This window comes from Burkholderia sp. AU17457, assembly GCF_002223255.1.
Taxonomy (GTDB): domain Bacteria; phylum Pseudomonadota; class Gammaproteobacteria; order Burkholderiales; family Burkholderiaceae; genus Burkholderia; species Burkholderia sola.
On record NZ_NKFB01000005.1, the window covers coordinates 369694 to 389206 of the forward strand.

General features: G+C 66.2%; 17 protein-coding genes. 5 read left to right on the forward strand and 12 right to left on the reverse strand.

Annotated elements, in window-relative coordinates:
* Window positions 1-131: 131 nt before the first annotated feature.
* Window positions 132-1043 (reverse strand): LysR substrate-binding domain-containing protein, encoded by a 912-nt coding sequence (locus CFB49_RS18910; protein WP_089492034.1) that lies wholly within the window; start codon window positions 1041-1043, stop codon window positions 132-134.
* 194 nt (window positions 1044-1237) lie between these two features.
* Here CFB49_RS18910 and CFB49_RS18915 point away from each other — a divergent pair, with 194 nt between their 5' ends.
* The gene (locus tag CFB49_RS18915; protein ID WP_089492035.1) at window positions 1238-1648 is read left to right on the forward strand and encodes a TIGR02594 family protein; all 411 of its coding nucleotides are present in this window, start codon (window positions 1238-1240) and stop codon (window positions 1646-1648) included.
* A 102-nt stretch (window positions 1649-1750) separates the two neighbouring features.
* On the opposite strand, the gene CFB49_RS18920 is transcribed toward CFB49_RS18915, so the two are convergent.
* The 7 genes from CFB49_RS18920 to CFB49_RS18950 all read right to left on the reverse strand — a co-directional run bounded on the left by CFB49_RS18920 (window position 1751) and on the right by CFB49_RS18950 (window position 11988).
* Entirely contained in the window at window positions 1751-4264 is a 2514-nt protein-coding gene (locus CFB49_RS18920) for an EAL domain-containing protein (protein ID WP_089492036.1), read from the reverse strand.
* 382 nt (window positions 4265-4646) lie between these two features.
* Window positions 4647-5966: an EAL and HDOD domain-containing protein gene (locus CFB49_RS18925; RefSeq protein WP_249190399.1), complete on the reverse strand. Its 1320-nt coding sequence runs from the start codon at window positions 5964-5966 to the stop codon at window positions 4647-4649.
* 357 nt (window positions 5967-6323) lie between these two features.
* Window positions 6324-7766, reverse strand: a complete 1443-nt coding sequence (locus tag CFB49_RS18930) for an efflux transporter outer membrane subunit (RefSeq protein WP_089492038.1) — start codon at window positions 7764-7766, stop codon at window positions 6324-6326.
* An 18-nt stretch (window positions 7767-7784) separates the two neighbouring features.
* Entirely contained in the window at window positions 7785-9359 is a 1575-nt protein-coding gene (locus tag CFB49_RS18935) for a DHA2 family efflux MFS transporter permease subunit (RefSeq protein WP_089492039.1), read from the reverse strand.
* A 13-nt stretch (window positions 9360-9372) separates the two neighbouring features.
* Window positions 9373-10467, reverse strand: coding sequence for an HlyD family secretion protein (locus tag CFB49_RS18940; protein WP_089436103.1), 1095 nt, complete (start codon window positions 10465-10467; stop codon window positions 9373-9375).
* 64 nt (window positions 10468-10531) lie between these two features.
* Window positions 10532-10963 (reverse strand): MarR family winged helix-turn-helix transcriptional regulator, encoded by a 432-nt coding sequence (locus CFB49_RS18945; RefSeq protein ID WP_011548253.1) that lies wholly within the window; start codon window positions 10961-10963, stop codon window positions 10532-10534.
* A 104-nt stretch (window positions 10964-11067) separates the two neighbouring features.
* A complete protein-coding gene (locus CFB49_RS18950) occupies window positions 11068-11988 on the reverse strand; it encodes a LysR family transcriptional regulator (protein ID WP_069618607.1) in 921 nt (306 codons plus the stop codon).
* Between the two features lie 89 nt (window positions 11989-12077).
* Between CFB49_RS18950 and CFB49_RS18955 the strand changes: the two genes are divergently transcribed.
* The 3 genes from CFB49_RS18955 (at window position 12078) to CFB49_RS18965 (ending at window position 14406) form a co-directional block, all read left to right on the forward strand.
* Window positions 12078-12506 (forward strand): MarR family winged helix-turn-helix transcriptional regulator, encoded by a 429-nt coding sequence (locus CFB49_RS18955; RefSeq protein ID WP_069618606.1) that lies wholly within the window; start codon window positions 12078-12080, stop codon window positions 12504-12506.
* 210 nt (window positions 12507-12716) lie between these two features.
* On the forward strand, window positions 12717-13964 hold the full coding sequence (locus tag CFB49_RS18960) for an aconitase X (protein ID WP_089492040.1): 1248 nt from the start codon (window positions 12717-12719) through the stop codon (window positions 13962-13964).
* Window positions 13957-14406 carry an aconitase X swivel domain-containing protein gene (locus CFB49_RS18965; protein ID WP_089492041.1) on the forward strand — a complete coding sequence of 150 codons (450 nt, stop codon included), beginning with the start codon at window positions 13957-13959 and terminating at the stop codon, window positions 14404-14406. Before CFB49_RS18960 ends, CFB49_RS18965 begins: the two co-directional genes overlap by 8 nt.
* A gap of 24 nt (window positions 14407-14430) precedes the next feature.
* Here CFB49_RS18965 and CFB49_RS18970 read toward each other — a convergent pair whose 3' ends face one another.
* From CFB49_RS18970 to CFB49_RS18975, 3 genes are all read right to left on the reverse strand, one after another.
* Window positions 14431-15033 carry a hypothetical protein gene (locus CFB49_RS18970; RefSeq protein WP_069618603.1) on the reverse strand — a complete coding sequence of 201 codons (603 nt, stop codon included), beginning with the start codon at window positions 15031-15033 and terminating at the stop codon, window positions 14431-14433.
* Complete coding sequence (locus CFB49_RS36385) at window positions 15030-15575, reverse strand: hypothetical protein (RefSeq protein ID WP_069618602.1); 546 nt, start codon at window positions 15573-15575, stop codon at window positions 15030-15032. The genes CFB49_RS18970 and CFB49_RS36385 overlap by 4 nt, the downstream gene beginning before the upstream one ends.
* 81 nt (window positions 15576-15656) lie before the next feature.
* Entirely contained in the window at window positions 15657-16739 is a 1083-nt protein-coding gene (locus CFB49_RS18975; protein WP_089492043.1) for an AraC family transcriptional regulator, read from the reverse strand.
* Window positions 16740-16814: 75 nt separating this feature from the next.
* On the opposite strand from CFB49_RS18975, the gene CFB49_RS18980 reads away from it, so the two are divergent.
* A complete protein-coding gene (locus CFB49_RS18980; protein ID WP_069618600.1) occupies window positions 16815-18848 on the forward strand; it encodes an NADPH-dependent 2,4-dienoyl-CoA reductase in 2034 nt (677 codons plus the stop codon).
* Between the two features lie 213 nt (window positions 18849-19061).
* On the opposite strand, the gene CFB49_RS18985 is transcribed toward CFB49_RS18980, so the two are convergent.
* Window positions 19062-19466: a DUF2471 family protein gene (locus CFB49_RS18985; protein ID WP_089436111.1), complete on the reverse strand. Its 405-nt coding sequence runs from the start codon at window positions 19464-19466 to the stop codon at window positions 19062-19064.
* Window positions 19467-19513: the final 47 nt, after the last annotated feature.

Here is a 19513-nt window from a genome sequence, read left to right on the forward strand (position 1 = left end):
CCTTTGTCAGAAGTCCGAAGACGGGACGGCTGCCCCGCATGAATCCCATGCTAAGGAGAGCCGGATTTTTTTCTGAAACGAAAGATTCGCATGCCTGCATGCGCTGCACGCATGCGTCGCGCCCGGGGCATTCAGGCCCCGGTCTGCTGCTCCGCCTGCTCGAACAGCCAGCGCGTGAACAGGCGGGCGGCCTGGTTCTGCGCGCGGTCGTTCGGCGAGATCACGTAATAGCCGCCGCCGTGGCTCGCGGACGCTTCCGTCACGCGCACCAGCAGCCCGGCTTCGATGCATGCGTCGATCATGTAGCGCCAGCCGAGCGACACGCCCTGACCGAGAATCGTCATCTGCACGATCTGCGGATAGGAGTTGATCGAGATGTCCTGCGGCTGGGCCTTCTGCCGGTCGACGTCGTTCAGGTCGAACCATTCTGACCACGACATCCATTGGCGCTGGCCGTCTTCGAGGCGCAGCAGCGTTTCGTTCGCGAGATCGGCCGGGTCGAGCGTGCGGCCGGCCAGATAGCTGGGCGCACAGACGGGGAACACTTCTTCGTCGAACAGCCGGCGCGCGGTGTATTCGGCCGGTGCCTGCTGGCGCACGTAGTAGACGCCGACGTCGAATTCCGCGGGCGACATCGATGCAAGGCTGTCGCGCACGATCAGGCGCAGCTTAATGTTCGGATACGTGGCGCGGAAGTTCGGCAGCCGCGGCGTGAGCCACAGTACCGCGACGCCGGACGAGCACGCGATCGTCAGTTCGAGATCGCCGTACGGTTTCATCACGTCGTGCGTGGCTTCGGCGCATTGCGTGAGCAAATGATGGACTTGTGCCGCGTATTGTTCGCCGGCGATCGTCAGTCGTAGCGAACGGTGTTCGCGCACGAACAGCGAGCGGCCGAGGAATTCCTCGAGCTGCTGGATCTGGCGGCTGACCGCGCTTTGGGTCAGGTGCAGTTCGGCGGCGGCTTTCGTGAAACTCGCGTGCCGCACGGCGGCTTCGAACGCGATGAGGCACTGAAGAGGCGGCAGGGGCGTGATGCGCATGGCGGGCAGGAAGTCGAGGGCGCTGCCTCCATGATACGGGTGGATCCGACGGAAATCGCAACCCGTGAAGGGCGCTGTGGATTCGCCGTATTCATTCATGCGAAGATTGAGCGAAACAGCACCGACACGTACCCGAGAACGACGTGACCCTATCAAACCCTGAGAGCAACGTGAAAGCCGTCCACCCACCCTGGATGCCCGTCGCGCTGGCCGAACTCGGCATCCGCCGCCACCCGCCGGGCAGCATCAACCCGCGCATCGTCGAATACAACAACCAGACGAACCTGGTCGGCTACGACGACAAGATTTCCTGGTGCTCGTCGTTCGTGAACTGGTGCATGGCGCACGCCGGATTTCGCGGCACCGGCTCCGCGCTTGCACGCTCGTGGCTCGAATGGGGCAAACCGCTGGAGCGCCCGGTCTACGGCTGCATCGCGATCCTGACGCGTGACGACCCGACGAGCTGGAAAGGGCACGTCGGTTTCTACCTGCGTCACGATGCCGAACACGTCCATCTGTTCGGCGGCAACCAGTTGGAGGAAGTCCGGGAACTTGCGTATCCGCTAGATGAAGTGATCGGCTACCGTTGGCCCTCCACCGAGTGACCGTGCAGCAGCACACGCAAAGCAGCAAACAACGCCATTCCCGCTACTGCTAACCTGTCGAGCCGGCATGTCGTACTACGCGCCGCGCCCCCCGCGATCGCCTCACTCCATCAACAGTTCAGCGCCGCGGCGCGACGAGACGCCGACCAACTGATCGGCGGGCTGCGGCCGCGCGAACAGGAAACCCTGCCCCTGGTGGCAGCCGATCTCCTGCAGGAAGGCCAGCTGCTTCGCCGTCTCGACGCCCTCCATCACGACGTCGAGCCCCAGCGCACGCCCCATCGCCACGATCGCGCGCACGATCGCGTCGTCCGTGCTGCCCGAACCGCAGTTCGTGAGGAACGACCGATCGATCTTCAGCGTATCGACGGGCAGATCCTTCAGATACACCAGCGACGAATAGCCCGTGCCGAAATCGTCGATCGCGAGGCTGATTCCCCGCGTCGCCAGTTCGCGCAGCAAGATGCCGATTTCCTCGCGGGTGTTCATTGCCATGCTTTCGAGCAACTCGAGCTGCAGGTATTCGGCCGGCAACGCGGTTTCGCTGAGAATGGTCGTCAGGTCGCTGAGGAAGTGGTCGGTAAAGCACTGGCGCGCCGATACGTTCACCGACACACGCCCGAACTCGAAGCCCTCGTCGAGCCAGCGGCGCGCCTGTCGGCACGCTTCGTGCAAAACCCATCTGCCGATCGGGACGATCAGCGCGGATCGCTCCGCCAGCCCGATGAAGTCGCCCGGCGGCACCAGGCCGCGGTGCGGGTGCAGCCAGCGCAGCAGCGCTTCCATGCCGACGATCCGGCCGCTCGCCAGATCGTATTGCGGCTGGTAGAACAGGCGGAATTCATTCTGCTCGAGCGCGCGGTGCAATTCGCCGAGCGTCTCCAGTTGCTCGATCGCCGACGACGTCATCTTGCTCTCGAAGAACTGAAACACGTTCCTGCCGCGGCTCTTCGCGCCGTACATGGCCTGGTCCGCGAGCAGGATCAAGTCCTCCGCCGCGGTGCCGTCGTCCGGATAGATGCTGATGCCGATGCTGGGCGTCACGAAGATCTCGCGATCGCCGATATCGATCGCCCGTCCCACTTCGTCCAGCAGCTTGCGCGCGACGCGTCCCACGTCGCGGACGTCGTCGATCTCCTCGAGTACGAGCGCGAATTCGTCGCCGCCCATGCGCGCCACCGTGTCGTTCGCGCGCACATTGGCGACGATGCGCTCGGCGACCGTCTTCAGCACCTCGTCGCCGGCGTTGTGGCCGAGCGTATCGTTGATCAGCTTGAAGCGGTCGAGATCGAGGTACATCACCGCGACCTTGCGACCGAACCGCTTCGCATGGCTGATCGCGTGCGCAAGCCGCTCCTCGAACAGCATCCGGTTCGCGAGGTTGGTGAGCACGTCGTGCGTGGCGAGATAGCCCAGCCGCTCCTCCGCCTGGCGTCGCTGCGTGATGTCGGAAAAGATCGCCGCGTAGTGAGAGATCTCGCCTGCGCTGTCGCGAATGCTGGTGATCGTCAGGTATTCGAGAAACAGCTCGCCGGTCTTGCGGCGATTCCAGATTTCGCCTTGCCAGTGGCCATCGGTCGTGAGCGAATGCCACAGCTGCTTGTAGAAATCGGGCGTCTGGCGCCCGGAACTCAGCAAGCCCGGGTTGCGCCCGATCACTTCATCCTCGCTGTACCCGGTCAGGCGCGTGAACGCCTGGTTGACGCGCTCGATCCGCGCGCGCCGGTCGGTCACCATGATGCCTTCGAGTGCCGATTCGAACACCCGATCCGCCATGCGCAGGTTGAAGCGTGCGAGCCCCAGCGCTTCGTCGCGCTCGCGCAACGCGCTGCGCAGCTCGTTCGCGTATTCGTGCTCGATGCTCTGCAGCACGTCCGCGAAGCAGAGCAGCCCGGTCAGTCGGCCATCGTCGTCCCGGATGCCGACATGCCGCATGTTGTGTTCGGTCATGAAGCGCTGCGCCGCATACAGGCTTTGCTTGGCGGTCAGCATCTGCAGCGGCTTGCTCGCATGGTCGCCGACCGTGCCTTGGGCGCCGCCGCCCGCCAGCAGCCGGACGATGTCGCGTTCGGTCAGGATGCCGTGCTCGCCGTCGTCGTAGCCGACGAGGATCGCATCGAGCCGTTGCGCGCGCATCTGCGCGATGACGTCGTGCAGTCCGGCCTGCTCGGGCACCACGACGGGCGGATGGATGCGGATCGACTCGATCGGCTTCAGGTGCAGGAAAAATTCCGGGCCCTGGTTCACGACGACGTCCGTTTGCGTCAGCACGCCGATCGCGGCGCCATCCCGCACCACCACGAAGTGCCGCACGCCCGACGGCTTGAACTTCATCGCGGCTTCGCCCAGTGGCGTGTCGGCCTCGAGCGTCAGCACCGGATGGCTCATCACCTCGCTGACCGGCCGATCGAGCTCGCCCGGATTGTCGCCGGCCGACAGTGCATCATGCTCGGTCCAGATCCCGACGACCTGTTCTTCCTTCATCACGACGATCGAGCTGCAACGTTCGGCGAACATGCGTCGCGCGGCCTCCCGCACCGGCGTGGCGGGCGCGCAGGACAGAATCTGGCGCGCGACGAGGCGCGCAATCGGAACATCGTAGCTGTTCGGATACATTCTCTAACCAAGACGAAAAATCGTCGCCGGCGCGCTTCGGTCCGGCAACCGTCGGGCGCACCCACGCCGGCCGGCAAGGCGTGATCTTGCTCGCCTCGACTGGTTGCGCACTCATCGAACTCGCCCGCGGAATCGACCCCTCGTTCGAGGTGTCGTGGCGACGAGCGCGGCACTTTTGCCCCGAGATCGCGATCGATGCCCCGGTGTCCGGCGAAACCGCACGCCGGCGCATCGCTCTCGCACGGGCCGCCGCCCTGAGTTAACGGCAGATCCGGCCAGGAGTTGAGTGCGATTACAACGTTCGGGCCACGCGGCGGCAAATCGAGCGGCCGCGGGCAAGGCGAGATTGACGGCGCGGTCGTCGCGCCGCCTATTGCGAGGCTTACTGAGGGCGGTGTGCGGGTAGTCCTCGCACCTGATCGTCGTACCAGGTGGCGGCAGCGAGCCAGAGCAGGGTCAGGTCGTTCGGGGTGAAGATCGGCGATGCATTGCACACTGCGCGGATGGCGTCGAAGTCGCCCGATTCCGCTGCCTCGCTGGCGTTCAAGAGCCAACCCAGTTCGCCATGCCGTTCGAGCAGTGCCCGCCGGATATCGGCGTGAATCGGCGTCGTCGTGACGACGTCCTCGATCGTGCTGCCGAACAGCACATGAACCAGTGAGAACACGCCCGCAATGAACGCGGTAGCGGCGAACCGGTCGTCATCGGGCCGCAGCCGGGCCGCGGCAAGCTCCATGAATCGTGCCCGCGCGCCGCATAGCTGTGCCAGCGGATCCGAGCGCAACGCATCCAGACGCTCATCGGCAAACAGCAGCAACTGGGTCCAGCGCGTAATCTGTCGCGTGCCGACCAGCATGATCGCCTCGCGCAGTGATGAAACGGGCTGGCTGAGCCCCACCGCGCTCGAATTGAGCAGCATCAGAAGGGGAATGACGAGGTTCGGAATGCGCTTGAGCTCGGCTTCGAGCGCCACGATCTCCGGTTCGCCGCCCAGAAGCACGAGCAGGCGCAGCAGCGCGTCGCGCGATGGCGTGACGCGTCGCGATGTCAGCACCTGCGGTTTCGCGAAGTAGTAGCCTTGAAACAGTTCGAAGCCCGCTTGCATGGCGGCGCCATGGTCCTCCGGCGTTTCGATTTTCTCGGCGACCGACATCTTCCCGTGCTGCCTGACGGCGCCGATCAGTTCGGTCAGGTGCTCGCGCGGACACTCGAGAAAATCGATCTTGACGATATCGACGTAAGGGAGAAATTCGAACAGGCGGGGGGAAACCTCGGAAACATCGTCCAGCGCGAGCCGGTAGCCCGCGCGCCGCAGTTCGCTGCAGCGCTTGCAGAGCGCGTCGTCGAACGTCACCGTTTCGAGGATTTCGAGAACGAAGCGTTCATGCGGCAACAACCAGACGATGTCGGACATCAGCACCGTCCGGTCGATGTTCACATAGCCGGTGCGATCGCCAAGTGCGGCGTTGAGGCCGATATCGCCGATGAGTCGCCCGATCACCTGCGCGGTGGCGGCGGCGTCATCCGTGATGTGGGCGCGATTGGCTGTCCCGGAGCGGAACAATAGTTCGAATGCGATCAACGCTCCGCTGCGGTCCAGAATCGGTTGCCGCCCGAGGTAGACGTATTCCGGTGTGCCGGCTTTGCTGCCCGACTCCGGTTGATCGTCGGCGGGGTGGGGCGACGGTGCGCTCGTATTCAATCTGAACGTTCCCTTTGAGTTGAGGTCTCGCGGATGCCAGGCGGGTATCCGTCGCATCCGGGGAGTTCGTTGCGCCGATGACCGACGCCGTCTCCGGCTTCTTCAACGTTCACGAAGATGCGCGCGGCCCTTCCGGGCCGGCGCCGACCCGCGCGGTTTGCGCCTCCTGTCAGTTTACTCGCGACACGGGTGGCCGCCTAGAAGGTGTCCCAATCGTCCGTCGCGGCGGCTTGCGCGATTGGAGCGGGTGGCGCGGCGGGCCGGGCCGACGCTGGCCGGGCTGGGGGCCGGATGTGTGTGGGAGGAGCCGCGGTGGTGCGCGAGTCCGGCGGCTGACTTCGGCGCCGCGTGCGGCGCCTAGTTTTTCGCCACGGCTTCGGTTTCCGTCGGCGGCCCGCCGGCCGCATCGTTCCGGCTCCACCCACCCCCAAGCGACCGATACAACGCCACCGCCGCCAGCGCATGCTCGCGCTTGACCTGGTTGAGCGAATCCGAATCGCGCAGATACACCTCCTGCGCCGACAGCACGTCCAGGAAGTCGGTCGCGCCGCCCTTATAAAGCTGATTCGCCAACCCGAGCGCTTTATCGGAAGCCGCCAATGCACTATCGAGCCGCCGCGTCGCCTCATCGGAGCTGACGAGATTCGCGCGCGCATCCTCGACTTCCCGCAGCGCTTGCAGCATCGTCTGCCGCAACCCGAGTTCCGACTCGCGCATCCGGCTTTCGCTCTGCGAGATATCGGCGGTAATCCGCCCCGCATTGAAGATCGGGCTCGTCGCACTCAGCGCCGCGCTGAACAGGTTATCGGTCAACGTCGGCAACCCGAGATACGAAGCCGCGAGAATTCCGTCCGTGAGGTTCAACGAAAACTTCGGATACCGCTCGGCCTTCGCCACGCCCACTTGCGCCGCACGCCGCTCGACTCGAGCGTAGGCAGTCAGCACATCGGGCCGCCGCAACAACGCTTGCGAAGGCAACGTCCCCGGCGCGCCGACCGGCGGCGCGGGAATCTCGCCGGCCTGCGCCAGCACGAGCCGATCGACCGATTCCGGCGTCCGCCCGGAATACACGGCGATCAGATTCAGTTGATGCGAAATCTGCGCCTGCGTCGGCGGAATCCGCGCTTCGAGCGCATCGAGTTGATTCTGCGCGCGCGTTACGTCGAGCTCCGTCGACAGCCCGAACGCCTGCCGCTTGCGCGTGAGTTCGAGCGCATGCTGCCGGATCTTCGCGTTGTCCTGCAGGATCTTCAATTCCTGCTGGGCCCAGCGCAGATCGACATACGCGGCTGCCGTATCGGCCGCGAGCGCGAGCCGCATCGCATCTTCCGCGTGCTTCTGCCCGACCCACTCCGCTTGAGCGGCCAGCAAATCGAGCCGTTCGCCGCCGAACACATCGGGCGACCAGCTCAGCGCGAGCCCCGCGCCGGCCTGCCGCACATAACCGAGCGGCGGCGGCGTGTTCTGCCGCGCGTCGGCCGCATGCGCGGTCGCGTCGAGTTCGGGCAGCAACACCGCGCGCTTCTGCACGGTCAGCGCCTGCGCCTGCTTCACGCGTTCGGCGGCGGCCTGCAGATCGAGGTTGCCGTCGAGCACGGTCGCGATCAGCCGGTCGAGCACGGGGTCGTGGAATTGCGCCCACCAGGCGGCGGCGTCGATGTCCGCGCGCGGCACGTCGGTATCCCATGCGGTGGGCGCAAGCGCCTGAACCGATTCGTTCAGCGCCGGATGCTGCGCGGGCTGCACCGCACACCCGGCGGCGAATGCGCTGACAGCCAGCGCGACGAGTAGCTTCTTCATGATGATGATCCCTGGGCCTCAGTGCGCGTCCGGCGGCGGCGCGTTCAACGTGATGGGTTTGGAAAACACGACGGCAAGCAGCGCGACGACGAAACACAGCGACAGCGCGTAGTACGCATCCGCATAGGTCAGCGTCAGCGCTTCGCGATAGATCAGCCGATGCAGGTTCGCGAGCCCGGCCTGCGCGGTATTCAGCGTATTGCCGGCCACCGATCCCCAGTACGCGGCCTGGCGGTCGAGCAGCGACGCAACCTGCGGTTCGCCGGCGCTCACGTGCTCGTTCAGCCGCAGGTAATGAAAATTCAGCCGGTCGTTGAGCATCGTCGCGCTCACCGCGATACCGATCGCGCCGCCGAGGTTGCGCATCAGATTGAACAGGCCACTCGCCGATTTCAGCCGCGACTGCGGCAGCGAGCCGAGCGCCATCGTCACGATCGGCGGCACGCTGAACTGCTGGCCGATGCCGCGCAGCGCCTGCGGCAGCAGCAGTTCCTGCCAGCCCCAGTCGTGCGTGATCGGCGTGTACAGGTAGCACCCGAGGCCGAAGCAGATCAGCCCGAACACGAGCAGCGCACGCATGCTGACGTAGCGCGCGGCGAACGCATACGCGCACAGCGCGATCAACTGGAACGCGCCGACCGACAGCAGCGCGATACCGATCTGCAGCGAGCTGAACGCGCGCACCTGCGCGAGAAACAGCGGTGTCAGGAACACGGTCACGAAGATCCCGATGCCGGTCACGAACGACAGCAGGCTGCCGATCCCGAAGTTGCGCACGGCGAGCGCGCGCAGGTCGACGATCGGATCTTTCGCGGTCAGCGCATGCACGATGAACAGGAAGCCGCAGATGCCGGAGATCCACGCGCAGAGCACGATCGCGTCGTCGCCGAACCAGTTCTTGCGCGGGCCTTCCTCGAGCACGTATTCGAGGCAGCCGAGGAAGCCCGACATCAGCACGATGCCGAGATAGTCGCCGCGCTTGACGAGGCTGAGGTCGGGCGCGTCGATATGCACGTAGCGCGGCACGAGCGCGGCCACCGCGATGCCGGGCACGAGGTTCAGGTAGAACAGCCAGTGCCACGACCATTGGTCGGTGATCCAGCCGCCGATCACGGGGCCGATCGCCGGCGCGAGCGACGCGAGCGCGCCGATGGTCGTCGATGCGATCAGCCGCTGCTTGCCGGGGAACAGCACGAACGCGGTGGTGAACACGGTCGGGATCATCGCGGCGCCGAGCGCGCCCTGCATCCCGCGAAACAGGATCATCGAATTGATGTCCCACGCGAGCCCGCACAGCATGCTGGTGATCGTGAAGCCGACGGCCGACGCGACGAACAGCCAGCGCGTCGACATCACCTTCGACAGCCAGCCCGACATCGGGATCACGATGATCTCGGCGATCAGGTACGCGGTCTGCACCCACGACAGTTCGTCCTGGCTCGCGGACAGCCCGCCGCCGATGTCGCGCAGCGACGACGCGACGATCTGGATGTCGAGCGTCGCCATGAAGAAGCCGACGCACATCAGCGCGAACGCGAACACGCGTTGTTTGGTCGGTTGCGACGCGGGGTCGCCGGAAAACGCGGTGGTCATTGTCGGCTCCCGCTCAGTGCTGGTGGTCGGTATGCACGGTCACGACCGCGGACAGCCCCGGGCGCAGCACGTGCTCGATGCCCGGCTGCGGATCGAGATGCACGCGCACGGGCACGCGCTGGACGATTTTCGTGAAGTTGCCGGTCGCGTTCTCGGGCGGCAGCACGCTGAAGGTCGCGCCGGTCGCGGGGGCGAGGCTGTCGACGCGGCCATGCAGGCGCGTGCTCGACGCATCGAGCGCGACGTCGACGCGGTCGCCCGCGCGCATCTTGCGAAGCTGGTCTTCCTTGAAGTTCGCATCGATCCACAGCCCGGAGGCCGGCACGACGGTCAGCAGCGGCACGCCGACGTTCGCGAGCATCCCGACGCGGCCGGTGCGGTTGCCGACGTAACCGTCGACCGGCGAGCGGATCGTCGTGTATTCGACGTTGAGCGCCGCGACGCGCTGCGCGGCGAGTGCGGTGTTCACGCGGGCCCGCGCATCGGCGAGCTGCGCGCCGAGCACGTCGAGCTGCCGCTTCGACGCGAGCAGCGCGGCGTCGCTGCGTTCGACGGCCGCGCCGGCCTTCGAATAATCGGCGTCCGCGCGCTCGACGATCTGGTTCGATACGGCATCCGATTTCACGAGCTCGCGATAGCGCACGCGATCCGATGCGGCGCGCGTCAGTTCGGCTGACGACGCGTTCTTGTCCGCCGCGTGCTGGCCGATCACCGCGTATTGCAGTTGCTGCTTTGCTTCGAGTTCGGTCACGGCGGAGCGCGCGCTGTCGACTTCGGCGCTGGCCTGCGCGAGCTTCGCGTCGTAGTCGCGCGCATCGAGCTGCACGAGCACGTCGCCGGCCTTCACGCGCTGGTTGTCGGTCACGAGAATCTTGTCGACGAAGCCGTTGACTTTCGGCGCGAGCACCGTCACGTCGCCGCCGACATACGCGTCGTCGGTGCTTTCCTGAAAGCGCAGCACGAACAGCCAGTCGAGCGCGGCGGCCGCGACCACGACGACGACGGCGCCCACCGCGATGCGCATCCACGGCACGCGGCGTTGTTGCTTCGCGGGCCGCTCGGTTGTGGCTGCTTCGCGTGACGAGGCAGCGGCTTGGGTCGTATCCATCGAATCACCTATGTATATGCACTAATCAAAACGATCGACGACGTCGTGTCGATCGGGAAAAGGGTTAGCGTTCCGGCAGGTTGTGCGTGATCCGGAACAATTCGTCTCTGAGGCGGGCCGCCTGCGTCGACCCGAAGCACCGCTCGAACGCTTCCTGTGCGGCGAGCCAGTGCACGTGCGCGTCGGCCACCTTCGTTTCGCCGTGCGCGGTCAGTGCGAACGTCTGACCGCGGCACGGCGGCTCGATCCGCCCCGTCACCAGCGCCGCGCCGACGAGCGGCTTGAGCGCGCGCAGCAGCGCGGTGCGTTCGATCACCAGCACGTTCGACAGCGTCGCCATCGTCAGGCCGGGCCGCTCACGCAGCAGCGCGAGGATGCTGTATTGCGACGGCGTCACGCCCGCTCGCGACAGGTAACGCTCGTAGAACTGCGAGATTCGCCGGGCGGCTTGCCGGACCGCAAAGCAATCGTCATCGGTGAGCGTGGTCTTGTGCATGTGCACATGTTAGGCGGCGGGGCGGTGCGAAGCGAGGAGCGGGACAGGATCAGATTGGTGTCGTGGCTGTACCAATCGGTGTCGGAAAGGCGCGCTCGCGCCGGTCACGCCGCGGCCGGAACGATCCAGCCTTCTCGGTCGCAGTACGCGGCCGTGTAGTCGATAAATGCCTTCACCTTCGCGGGCAGCAGCGCGCGGTTCGCGTATGCGAGCTTGATTTCGACGAACGCATCGACGAGATCGGCGTCTTCCAGCAACTGCACGAGCGCGCCTGACGCGAGTTGCGCCTCGACGAGCGTTTTCGGGACGACGCCGATGCCGAAGTCGTGCATCACCATTTCGCGGTTGAAAACGGGGCTGTTCGACGAGACGTCGAAGCGGAATGGCACGGTGAGCATGTTGCCGTCGACACGGAACGACAGCGCCGGCCGGCGCAGCGACGGCGAGATCGGCACGAACGGATGATTCGCGAGGTCGGCCGGCGTCTCGGGGCGCGCATGCGTTTGCAGATACGCAGGCGTCGCGACGATCACGACCGGAATGCGCTCGACCAGCCGCACGACGGTCGACTCGCTCGTCAGCATGTACGGCACGACGATGCCGATGTCGTAGCCTTCGCCGACCAGATCGACCGGGCGCTCGGTCAGCGTGACGTCGAGGCGCACGTTCGGGTGTGCGCGTTTGAAGCCGGCGATCAGCGGCACGAGCCGGTTCAGCGCGGCCGTCGTATGGGCCACGAGGCGCAGCAGGCCCTCGGGCTCGCGCGTGTGCGTCTGCGCTTCCACTTCGAGCGCGTCGAGTTCGTCGAGCACGGCCGCGCACCGCTCGTAGATGCGCTCGGCCGTTTCGGTCAGCGACACCTGGCGCGTGGTCCGGTGCAGCAGCCGGCTGCCGAAACGCGCCTCCAGATCCGCGACCGCGCGCGAGACGACCGGCCGCGCGAGGCCGTGCATGTCGGCGGCGCGCGTGAAGCTGCGCATCTCCACCACCGACCGGAAGATGCGCAGCTTGTCGATGTAGTCCATGTCCGTCTCCTTGACGCGATGGCCGGCCCGGCCATGTTACGGCGGAGTGTACATTGACTTTATGCATATGCACATATAGATTCGGAAACATGAACGACATTCCGATTTCCGAGGCGTGCAACTGCCTCGCGCTGCGTCAGGCGGCGCGCTTCGTCACGCAACTGTACGAACGCCATCTGGCCCCGGTCGGCGTCACGCCGGCCCAGTTCTCGATCATGGTGAACCTCAAACGCCGGCCCGGCCTGCTGATGAGCGAACTCGCCGATGCGCTGGTGATGGATCGCACGACGTTGCTGCGTGCGCTGAAGCCGTTGCAGCGCGACGGTTTCGTCGCCACGGCGGCGTCCGAGCACGATGCGCGTGCGCACGCGCTGCACCTCACGAAGCTCGGCGAGCGCACGTTCGCGCAGGCGACAGTCGCGTGGCAGGCCGCGCAGGACGAATTCGACACGCAGTTCGGCCGCGATCGCGCGAAGGCGTTGCGCGCGGAGCTGTTCAGCCTGACGGCGGAACGTTAGGCGAGGGGCGGGTGGGGCGGCCGGGCGATCAACTGGTGTGGAATTCGAGCCATTGGCCGACTTAAAAGCATTCGGTTGCAAAAATTGGTTTCAATGGCGTCCGGATTGAATGAAATCTGGACAGTTTTTGTTTCCAGTTGTAGAGTCCTCTGACTGATTCCATGAGCCGGCGCCGCCGCGCCGGTCGGCACGCGTCACGAGGAGCAACCGATGCTGCAGTTGAGTGACCGCGACGACGCCATGTTGCGCGGGGATTTCGGGCACGGCGTCGCCCGCGCGATGCGGATCGTCGCGCGCACCGCGCAAGTGATGTCCGCGCCGCACCTGATCGACATTACGTCCGCCCATATCGACGGCTGTCTGTATCACGGCCAGACGAGCCTCGATTTCGTCGACTATTTCGTCGACACGGGCGCGAAGGTCGCGGTGCCGACCACGTTGAACGTCGGGTCGCTCGACCTGATCCATCCCGAGCTGTATCACGGCGATCGCACGATCCAGCGCGATGCGCAGCGCCTGATGGACGCGCATGTGTTGCTCGGCTGCGAATCGAGCTTCACGTGCGCGCCGTATCAACTGAAGAATCGTCCCGCGCTGGGCGAGCAGATCGCATGGGCCGAATCGAATGCGATCGTGTTCGCGAATTCGGTGCTCGGCGCGCGCACGAGCCGCTACGGCGATTTTCTCGACCTGGCCGCCGCGATCACCGGGCGCGCGCCGTATGCGGGGCTGCATGTCGATGCGAACCGCGCCGCGCGGATCGTGTTCAATGCGCCGGATTTCACCGGCCTGCCGTCGCGCGACATCTATTTCGCCGCGCTCGGTTTGGCGGTCGGCAAGATCGCGGGCGCGGTCGTGCCGGCGATCGTCGGGCTACCCGCGGACACCACCGAGGACGAACTCAAGGCGCTCGGCGCGGCCGCCGCATCGAGCGGGGCCGTCGCGCTGTTTCATGCGGTCGGCGTGACGCCCGAGGCGCCGACGCTCGACGCCGCATTGCACGGGCGCGCCGCGCAACGCACGATCGATATCGCGATGGCCGATCTCGACGAGATTCGCCGCACGCTGAATCACGGCGCGGCCGGCGACGCGCTGGTCGCGGTCGCGCTCGGCACGCCGCATTTCTCGCTGGCCGAATTTCGCACGCTCGACACGTTGCTCGACGCGTTCGACGGCAAGCCGGCCTGCGATTTCTACGTGAACACGAGCCGCTTCATTCTGTGGGAGCTGGAGGAGGCCGGCCTCGCGGAGAAATTCGCCGCGCGCGGCGTCCAGATCGTCGTCGATACCTGCACGTACATCACCCCGGTGATGAAGCGGTTGTCGGGACTGGTGATGACCAATTCGGGGAAATGGGCGTCGTATGCGCCCGCTAACATTGGCGTGACGGTCGCGTACGGCAGCATGCGCGAATGCGTGCGGTCCGCGTACGAAGGCAAGGTGCGATTCGATGACTGAAGCGGTGGACAAATTCCTGACGGGCGACACGCTCGTGCCGGGCAGCGCGTGCGCGCGGCCGTTCGTCCTCGACAAGCCGCTCAGCTTCTGGGGCGGCTACGACTCGGGCGCGGGCAGGATCGTCGATCGCGGGCATCCGCAGGCCGGCGCGAGCCTTGCCGGCAAGGTGATGGTGATGCCGCACGCGAAGGGATCGAGTTCGAGCAGCAGCGTGCTCGCGGAAGCGGTGCGCAACGGCACCGGGCCGGTCGGGATCGTGCTGAAGGAGCGCGACCTGATCATCTCGATCGGCGCGATCGTGGCCGCCGAGCTGTATGCGATTGCGGTGCCGGTGGTGTGCGTGAGCGACGATGTGTACGACGCGATCGCCGCTGCCACGGGCGACGTGCGGATCGAAGCGGGCGAAGGGGACGGCGGCGCGCGGGTTTATATCGGTCGTTGATGCGCCGAGCGCTCGTCGTTCGCGTCAGAGGAAGCGAATGTTTCGCGTCTCCGTATTCGCGAGCGACAGCGCGTGCTTCGCGGCATTCATCTCGCGCCTGCCGCCGGGCTGCTTGAGCCGCCGGATTTCGGGCCACACGACGACGCCGAACACGGCGCGCAGCATCGCGCTCAGCACGAAAAAGCCGATCGCGGTTGCACCGAACGCCATCGATATGTCAAGCATGCCGTCCGTGCTGCGTTGCACCGCGGACAGGATGCCGGTGACGCAGAGGATGACGCACAGCATGCCGATCGTAACGAACGTATCGGTGCGTGCACCGGCGACTTGCGCGGTTCGAACGAGATACACGGAGCCGTCGGTGACGTTCCGGATGCCGTAGAGGCGGGCGCGATCCCCGCTTCGCGCGTACGCCACGGTCAGCCGGTCGCCGGCGACGATGAACAGGCTTCGCGTGCTGTCCGTCCTGACGGTGAGCAGCGCGTCGAACGTGTCGAGTTGCAGCGCGATTTCCTCGATGCTTTGCGTGGTCCAGCCGAGGTTGTTGCTCCAGACCTTCGTACTGATCGTCGTCTGGCTGACGGACGTCACGCAGCCGGATGCGATCTGCATGGTGCGATCGGTCATGCGTTGCTCCGTTCCGCGGTGAAACGGGCCGGTTCGGATTGCCACTTCTCGTAGGCCTCGCGCCGCTGCGGCTGAAAAGCCAGTTCGGACAGGCCGGCAATCGCGAGCAAAGTACCCAGCATGCTGATGATGCTCACGAACACGTTGATGGCGCCGACGAGTGCCCACCCCTGTTTGAATATGGCGGCCCCGCTCAGCAGGCTCAGTATGAAGATGCATGACGCCCACGTGAGCAGCGACAGATTGCTGTTTCTTTGGCTGAACGCATCGTAAGGCGCGATCGCCACGTCATCGCTTCTGATCCATGCGATCCGGCGACGCCCGCGATCGTCGAAGATGCACGCGCGCACGGCCATCCCGGGCTTCAGTTGATCGACCTGCTTGAACGCCTCCGCGTCGATATCGTAGGCCGCGATGAAGTAGCAGGCGTCCTGCATCGTCAGGCGGTAAAGCGGCACTTTCTTGATGTCGGCTTCGATACGAATGAGATTCGTATCGATACGGTCGATCGTCGACTCGATCAGGGTCGTGTGATTGCGCATAGGCAGGACGGGGCACCGGTGTGGCATTGATCATACCGATGAAACTGCGGGCAGGCATCTCGTGCCGACGGCATCCGGGCGTCACTCGCGTGCAGAACCCGCAGCCGCTTCCCGAAACGCGCTCGGCGTCTGCCCGGCCCAGCGCCGGAACGCACGCGTGAAATTCGCCGGGTCGGTGAACTGCAGCCGTTCGGCGATCGTTTTCAGATCGAGATCCGACGCGGCGAGCAACTGCCTCGCGTCGCGAAACCGCGCTTCGTCTAGTAATTGCCGATAGCTCGAGCCGGCTTCTTCCAGCCGGCGCCGCAGCGTGCGTGTCGACACGAGCAGCGCGTCGGCGAGCATGTCCGGCCCCGGATAATCGCCGGCGGCGCGCGCCAGTTCCGCCCGTACGCGCTCGACCAGATCGCCTTCTTCCTGCCGCACCTGCGCGTATTCGCGCTCGACCTGCACGAGCGCCTGCCGGTGCGCGACTTCGTCGGCGAGCGGCAGCGGCCAGTCGAGCACGTCGCGCGCGATCCACAGCGCGTTGGCCGCGCAGCCGAATGCCACCGGCGGCAACGTATCGCGATAGCGCGCGAAATACGCGGGCTCCGGCCACGCGAATTGCAGCCTGATCGGCGGCGACGCGCGCCCGGACCATTGAGAGATGTTCTGTGCGAGCCCCGTCAGCACGAACTCGAACATCACGTGGTGCTGCAGCACGGGGTTCGCCTGCACACCATGCAACTCGAGCGTCGCGCCGCGCTGGTCTTCCGCATAGGTCAGCCGGTACTGGCGATTGCGCATCCGGAAGTAGCGCTGCGTGACCGACAGCGCTTCGCGGATGTCCCGTGCGGTCAGCGTCGCGTAGCCGAGAAAGCCGTGCACGGTCGGTTTCAACAGTAGCCCGAACGCGAGCCCGATGCCCGGATCGCCGCCGATTTCGATCGCGTTGAGCACCAGCCGCCCCCATTGCGACGGCGCGACGCGTGCGTCCGGCTCGGCCAGCACCGCGTCGCGCAGGCCCGTGCCGGCGCGCACGGCGGCCAGGTCGACGCCGCGCGCGGCCAGCGCCTGTAGCAGCAGACGCGTATAGGCGACCGGAATCGTTGGCCGGCGCAGCCCGAGGCGATCCTTTCGAGACGGGGAAGTCATGTCGATTTGGCCGGAAATGACAAGCATTATGGCTGTTTGCCCCCTCACGTTCAAGGCGGGGCGCGCCTACGATGGCAGGCATCGCTTATTGGCCGAATCATCATGACGACACCCTTTCCCCACCTGCTCGCACCGCTCGATCTCGGCTTCACGACGCTGAAGAATCGCGTGCTGATGGGCTCGATGCACACGGGCCTCGAGGACAGCCGCAAGACGCTGCCTCGCCTCGCCGAATATTTCGCCGAGCGCGCGCGCGGCGGGGTCGGCCTGATCGTGACGGGCGGCTTCGCGCCGAACGTGGCCGGCTGGACCAAGCCGTTCGGCGGCACGCTGATGACGTCGGCCGCCGCGCGCCGGCATCGCGAGATCACGGATGCCGTGCATGCGGAGGACGGCAAGATCGCGCTGCAGATCCTGCATACGGGGCGCTACGGTTATCACCCGTTCGCGGTCGCGCCGTCGAAGATCAAGTCGCCGATCTCGCCGTTCGCACCGCATGAACTGAGCGCGCGCGGCGTCGAGCGGCAGATCCGCGCGTTCGTGCGCTGCGCGAAGCTGGCGCGCGAGGCCGGTTACGACGGCGTCGAGATCATGGGCTCCGAGGGCTACCTGATCAACCAGTTCATCTCGATGCATACGAACAAGCGCACCGACCAGTGGGGCGGCTCGTACGAGAACCGCATCCGCTTGCCGATCGAGATCGTCGAGCGCACGCGCGAAGCGGTCGGCCGCGACTTCATCCTGATCTACCGGCTGTCGATGCTCGACCTGATTCCGGACGGCAGCGACTGGCGCGAAACCGTGCAGCTTGCGAAGGCGGTCGAGCGCGCGGGCGCGACCATCATCAACACCGGGATCGGCTGGCACGAGGCGCGCGTGCCGACGATCGCGACGTCGGTGCCGCGCGGCGCGTTCGCGTGGGTGACGAAGAAGATGAAGGGCGAGGTCGGCATCCCGCTCGTGACGACCAACCGGATCAACCGGCCCGAAGTGGCCGAGCAGATTCTCGCGGACGGCTGCGCGGACATGGTGTCGATGGCGCGCCCGCTGCTCGCGGATGCCGAGTTCGTCGTCAAGGCCGCGCAGGGTCGCGCCGACGAGATCAACACCTGCATCGGCTGCAACCAGGCGTGTCTCGACCACGCGTTCAAGAACAAGATCGCATCGTGTCTGCTGAATCCGCGCGCGTGCCACGAGACGGAGCTGAAATACACGCCCGCGCCGCAGCCGAAGCGAATCGCGGTGGTCGGCGCGGGGCCGGCCGGGCTCGCGTGCTCGACCGTGCTCGCGCAGCGCGGCCATCAGGTCGACCTGTTCGACGGCGCGGCGGAGATCGGCGGCCAGTTCAACATGGCGAAGCGGATTCCGGGGAAGGAGGAGTTTCACGAAGCGTTGAGCTACTTTGGCCGGCAGGTCGAACTGACCGGCGTGAAGCTGCACCTGAACCGCCGCGTCGACGCGCGCGACCTGATCGCGGGCGGCTACGACGAGATCGTGCTCGCAACGGGCGTCGCGCCGCGCGACCCGAAGATTCCGGGGCAGGACGGGCCGAACGTGCTCAGCTATATCGACGTGCTCGCGCGCAAACAGCCGGTCGGCCGGCGGGTCGCGGTGGTCGGCGCAGGCGGGATCGGCTTCGATGTCGCCGAATATCTGGTGCAGGACGGCGAATCGCCGGCCCTCGATCTGGACGCATGGAAGGCCGAGTGGGGTGTGACCGACCCGGCCGCGACGCGCGGCGGCGTGACGCGGGCGCAGGTGTCGGCGCCGGCGCGGGAAGTGACGCTGTTGCAGCGCAAGGCCGCGCCGCTCGGCAAGGGGCTCGGCAAGACGACCGGCTGGATTCACCGTGCGACGCTGAAGATGAAGCAGGTGAAGATGATCGGCGGCGTGAACTACGAGCGGATCGACGCGCGCGGGCTGCATGTGTCGTACGGCGAGCAACGCACCGATCACGAACTGATCGAAGCCGATACGATCGTGCTCTGCACGGGGCAGGAGCCGCAGCGCGCGTTGCTCGCGCCGCTGCGGGCGGCCGGGCGCTCGGTGCACCTGATCGGCGGCGCGGAACTGGCCGCCGAACTCGATGCGAAGCGGGCGATCGATCAGGGGGCGCGGCTCGCGGCGCGGTTGTAACGGGCGGGCGCTGCGATGGTCATTGGGTCGTCGCAGCGTGGCGATGATCCGTCGTTGCGCAACGCGCAACGGCTACGCGACGGTTCGCGGCTCGCCGTCTGATGCGCCGATTCGTGGGTGCAGAACCATAACCAGCCGCGGCGCCGCTCGCGCCACCATGCAACGTGACGGCGCGAGCCCGGCAGACCGTGATCGCGATCGACCAGGCGCGGCTCAGGCCGCTTCGGCCCGTTCTTCCTGTTCCGCCTCGAGCATCGCCTTGACGATCAGATAGACGGCCGGCAGGTCGTCATCGTCACGCTGCCAGTCGACCGGCTCCTCGACGTCCGCGGCGACCAGCCGGCTGTCGCGCAGCCGGATGAACGCGTCGACGACGGTCGGATCGTTGCGGTTCAGGAACCCGGGATTCGAGAACGCCAGCTCCTCGACGTTCAGCAGCGCCTGCCAGCTCATCGTGCGGACGGCCGCCGGATGCGTGCGGCGGCGCAGGCCGAGCGCCCGCTGCGCGGGGCCGCCGACGACACGCTGCAGATCGACGACCGCCCGCTGCGCGGCGCGCTCGAAGTGGACGGGATTGAAGCCGGGTTGCTCGGGATCGAATGCGGAAGCCTGGAACATGGTCGCCTCACAAAAGTCCGTTCGTCGGTGGATGACGGAATTCGGGT

Excerpts from the sequence above, each read along its gene's own strand:
- CFB49_RS18910 (WP_089492034.1), bottom strand. The coding sequence starts at position 1,043 with ATGCGCATCACGCCCCTGCCGCCTCTTCAGTGCCTCATCGCGTTCGAA.
- CFB49_RS18915 (WP_089492035.1), top strand. The coding sequence starts at position 1,238 with ATGCCCGTCGCGCTGGCCGAACTCGGCATCCGCCGCCACCCGCCGGGC.
- CFB49_RS18920 (WP_089492036.1), bottom strand. The coding sequence starts at position 4,264 with ATGTATCCGAACAGCTACGATGTTCCGATTGCGCGCCTCGTCGCGCGC.
- CFB49_RS18930 (WP_089492038.1), bottom strand. The coding sequence starts at position 7,766 with ATGAAGAAGCTACTCGTCGCGCTGGCTGTCAGCGCATTCGCCGCCGGG.
- CFB49_RS18935 (WP_089492039.1), bottom strand. The coding sequence starts at position 9,359 with ATGACCACCGCGTTTTCCGGCGACCCCGCGTCGCAACCGACCAAACAA.
- CFB49_RS18940 (WP_089436103.1), bottom strand. The coding sequence starts at position 10,467 with ATGGATACGACCCAAGCCGCTGCCTCGTCACGCGAAGCAGCCACAACC.
- CFB49_RS18945 (WP_011548253.1), bottom strand. The coding sequence starts at position 10,963 with ATGCACAAGACCACGCTCACCGATGACGATTGCTTTGCGGTCCGGCAA.
- CFB49_RS18950 (WP_069618607.1), bottom strand. The coding sequence starts at position 11,988 with ATGGACTACATCGACAAGCTGCGCATCTTCCGGTCGGTGGTGGAGATG.
- CFB49_RS18955 (WP_069618606.1), top strand. The coding sequence starts at position 12,078 with ATGAACGACATTCCGATTTCCGAGGCGTGCAACTGCCTCGCGCTGCGT.
- CFB49_RS18960 (WP_089492040.1), top strand. The coding sequence starts at position 12,717 with ATGCTGCAGTTGAGTGACCGCGACGACGCCATGTTGCGCGGGGATTTC.
- CFB49_RS18965 (WP_089492041.1), top strand. The coding sequence starts at position 13,957 with ATGACTGAAGCGGTGGACAAATTCCTGACGGGCGACACGCTCGTGCCG.
- CFB49_RS18970 (WP_069618603.1), bottom strand. The coding sequence starts at position 15,033 with ATGACCGATCGCACCATGCAGATCGCATCCGGCTGCGTGACGTCCGTC.
- CFB49_RS36385 (WP_069618602.1), bottom strand. The coding sequence starts at position 15,575 with ATGCGCAATCACACGACCCTGATCGAGTCGACGATCGACCGTATCGAT.
- CFB49_RS18975 (WP_089492043.1), bottom strand. The coding sequence starts at position 16,739 with ATGCTTGTCATTTCCGGCCAAATCGACATGACTTCCCCGTCTCGAAAG.
- CFB49_RS18980 (WP_069618600.1), top strand. The coding sequence starts at position 16,815 with ATGACGACACCCTTTCCCCACCTGCTCGCACCGCTCGATCTCGGCTTC.
- CFB49_RS18985 (WP_089436111.1), bottom strand. The coding sequence starts at position 19,466 with ATGTTCCAGGCTTCCGCATTCGATCCCGAGCAACCCGGCTTCAATCCC.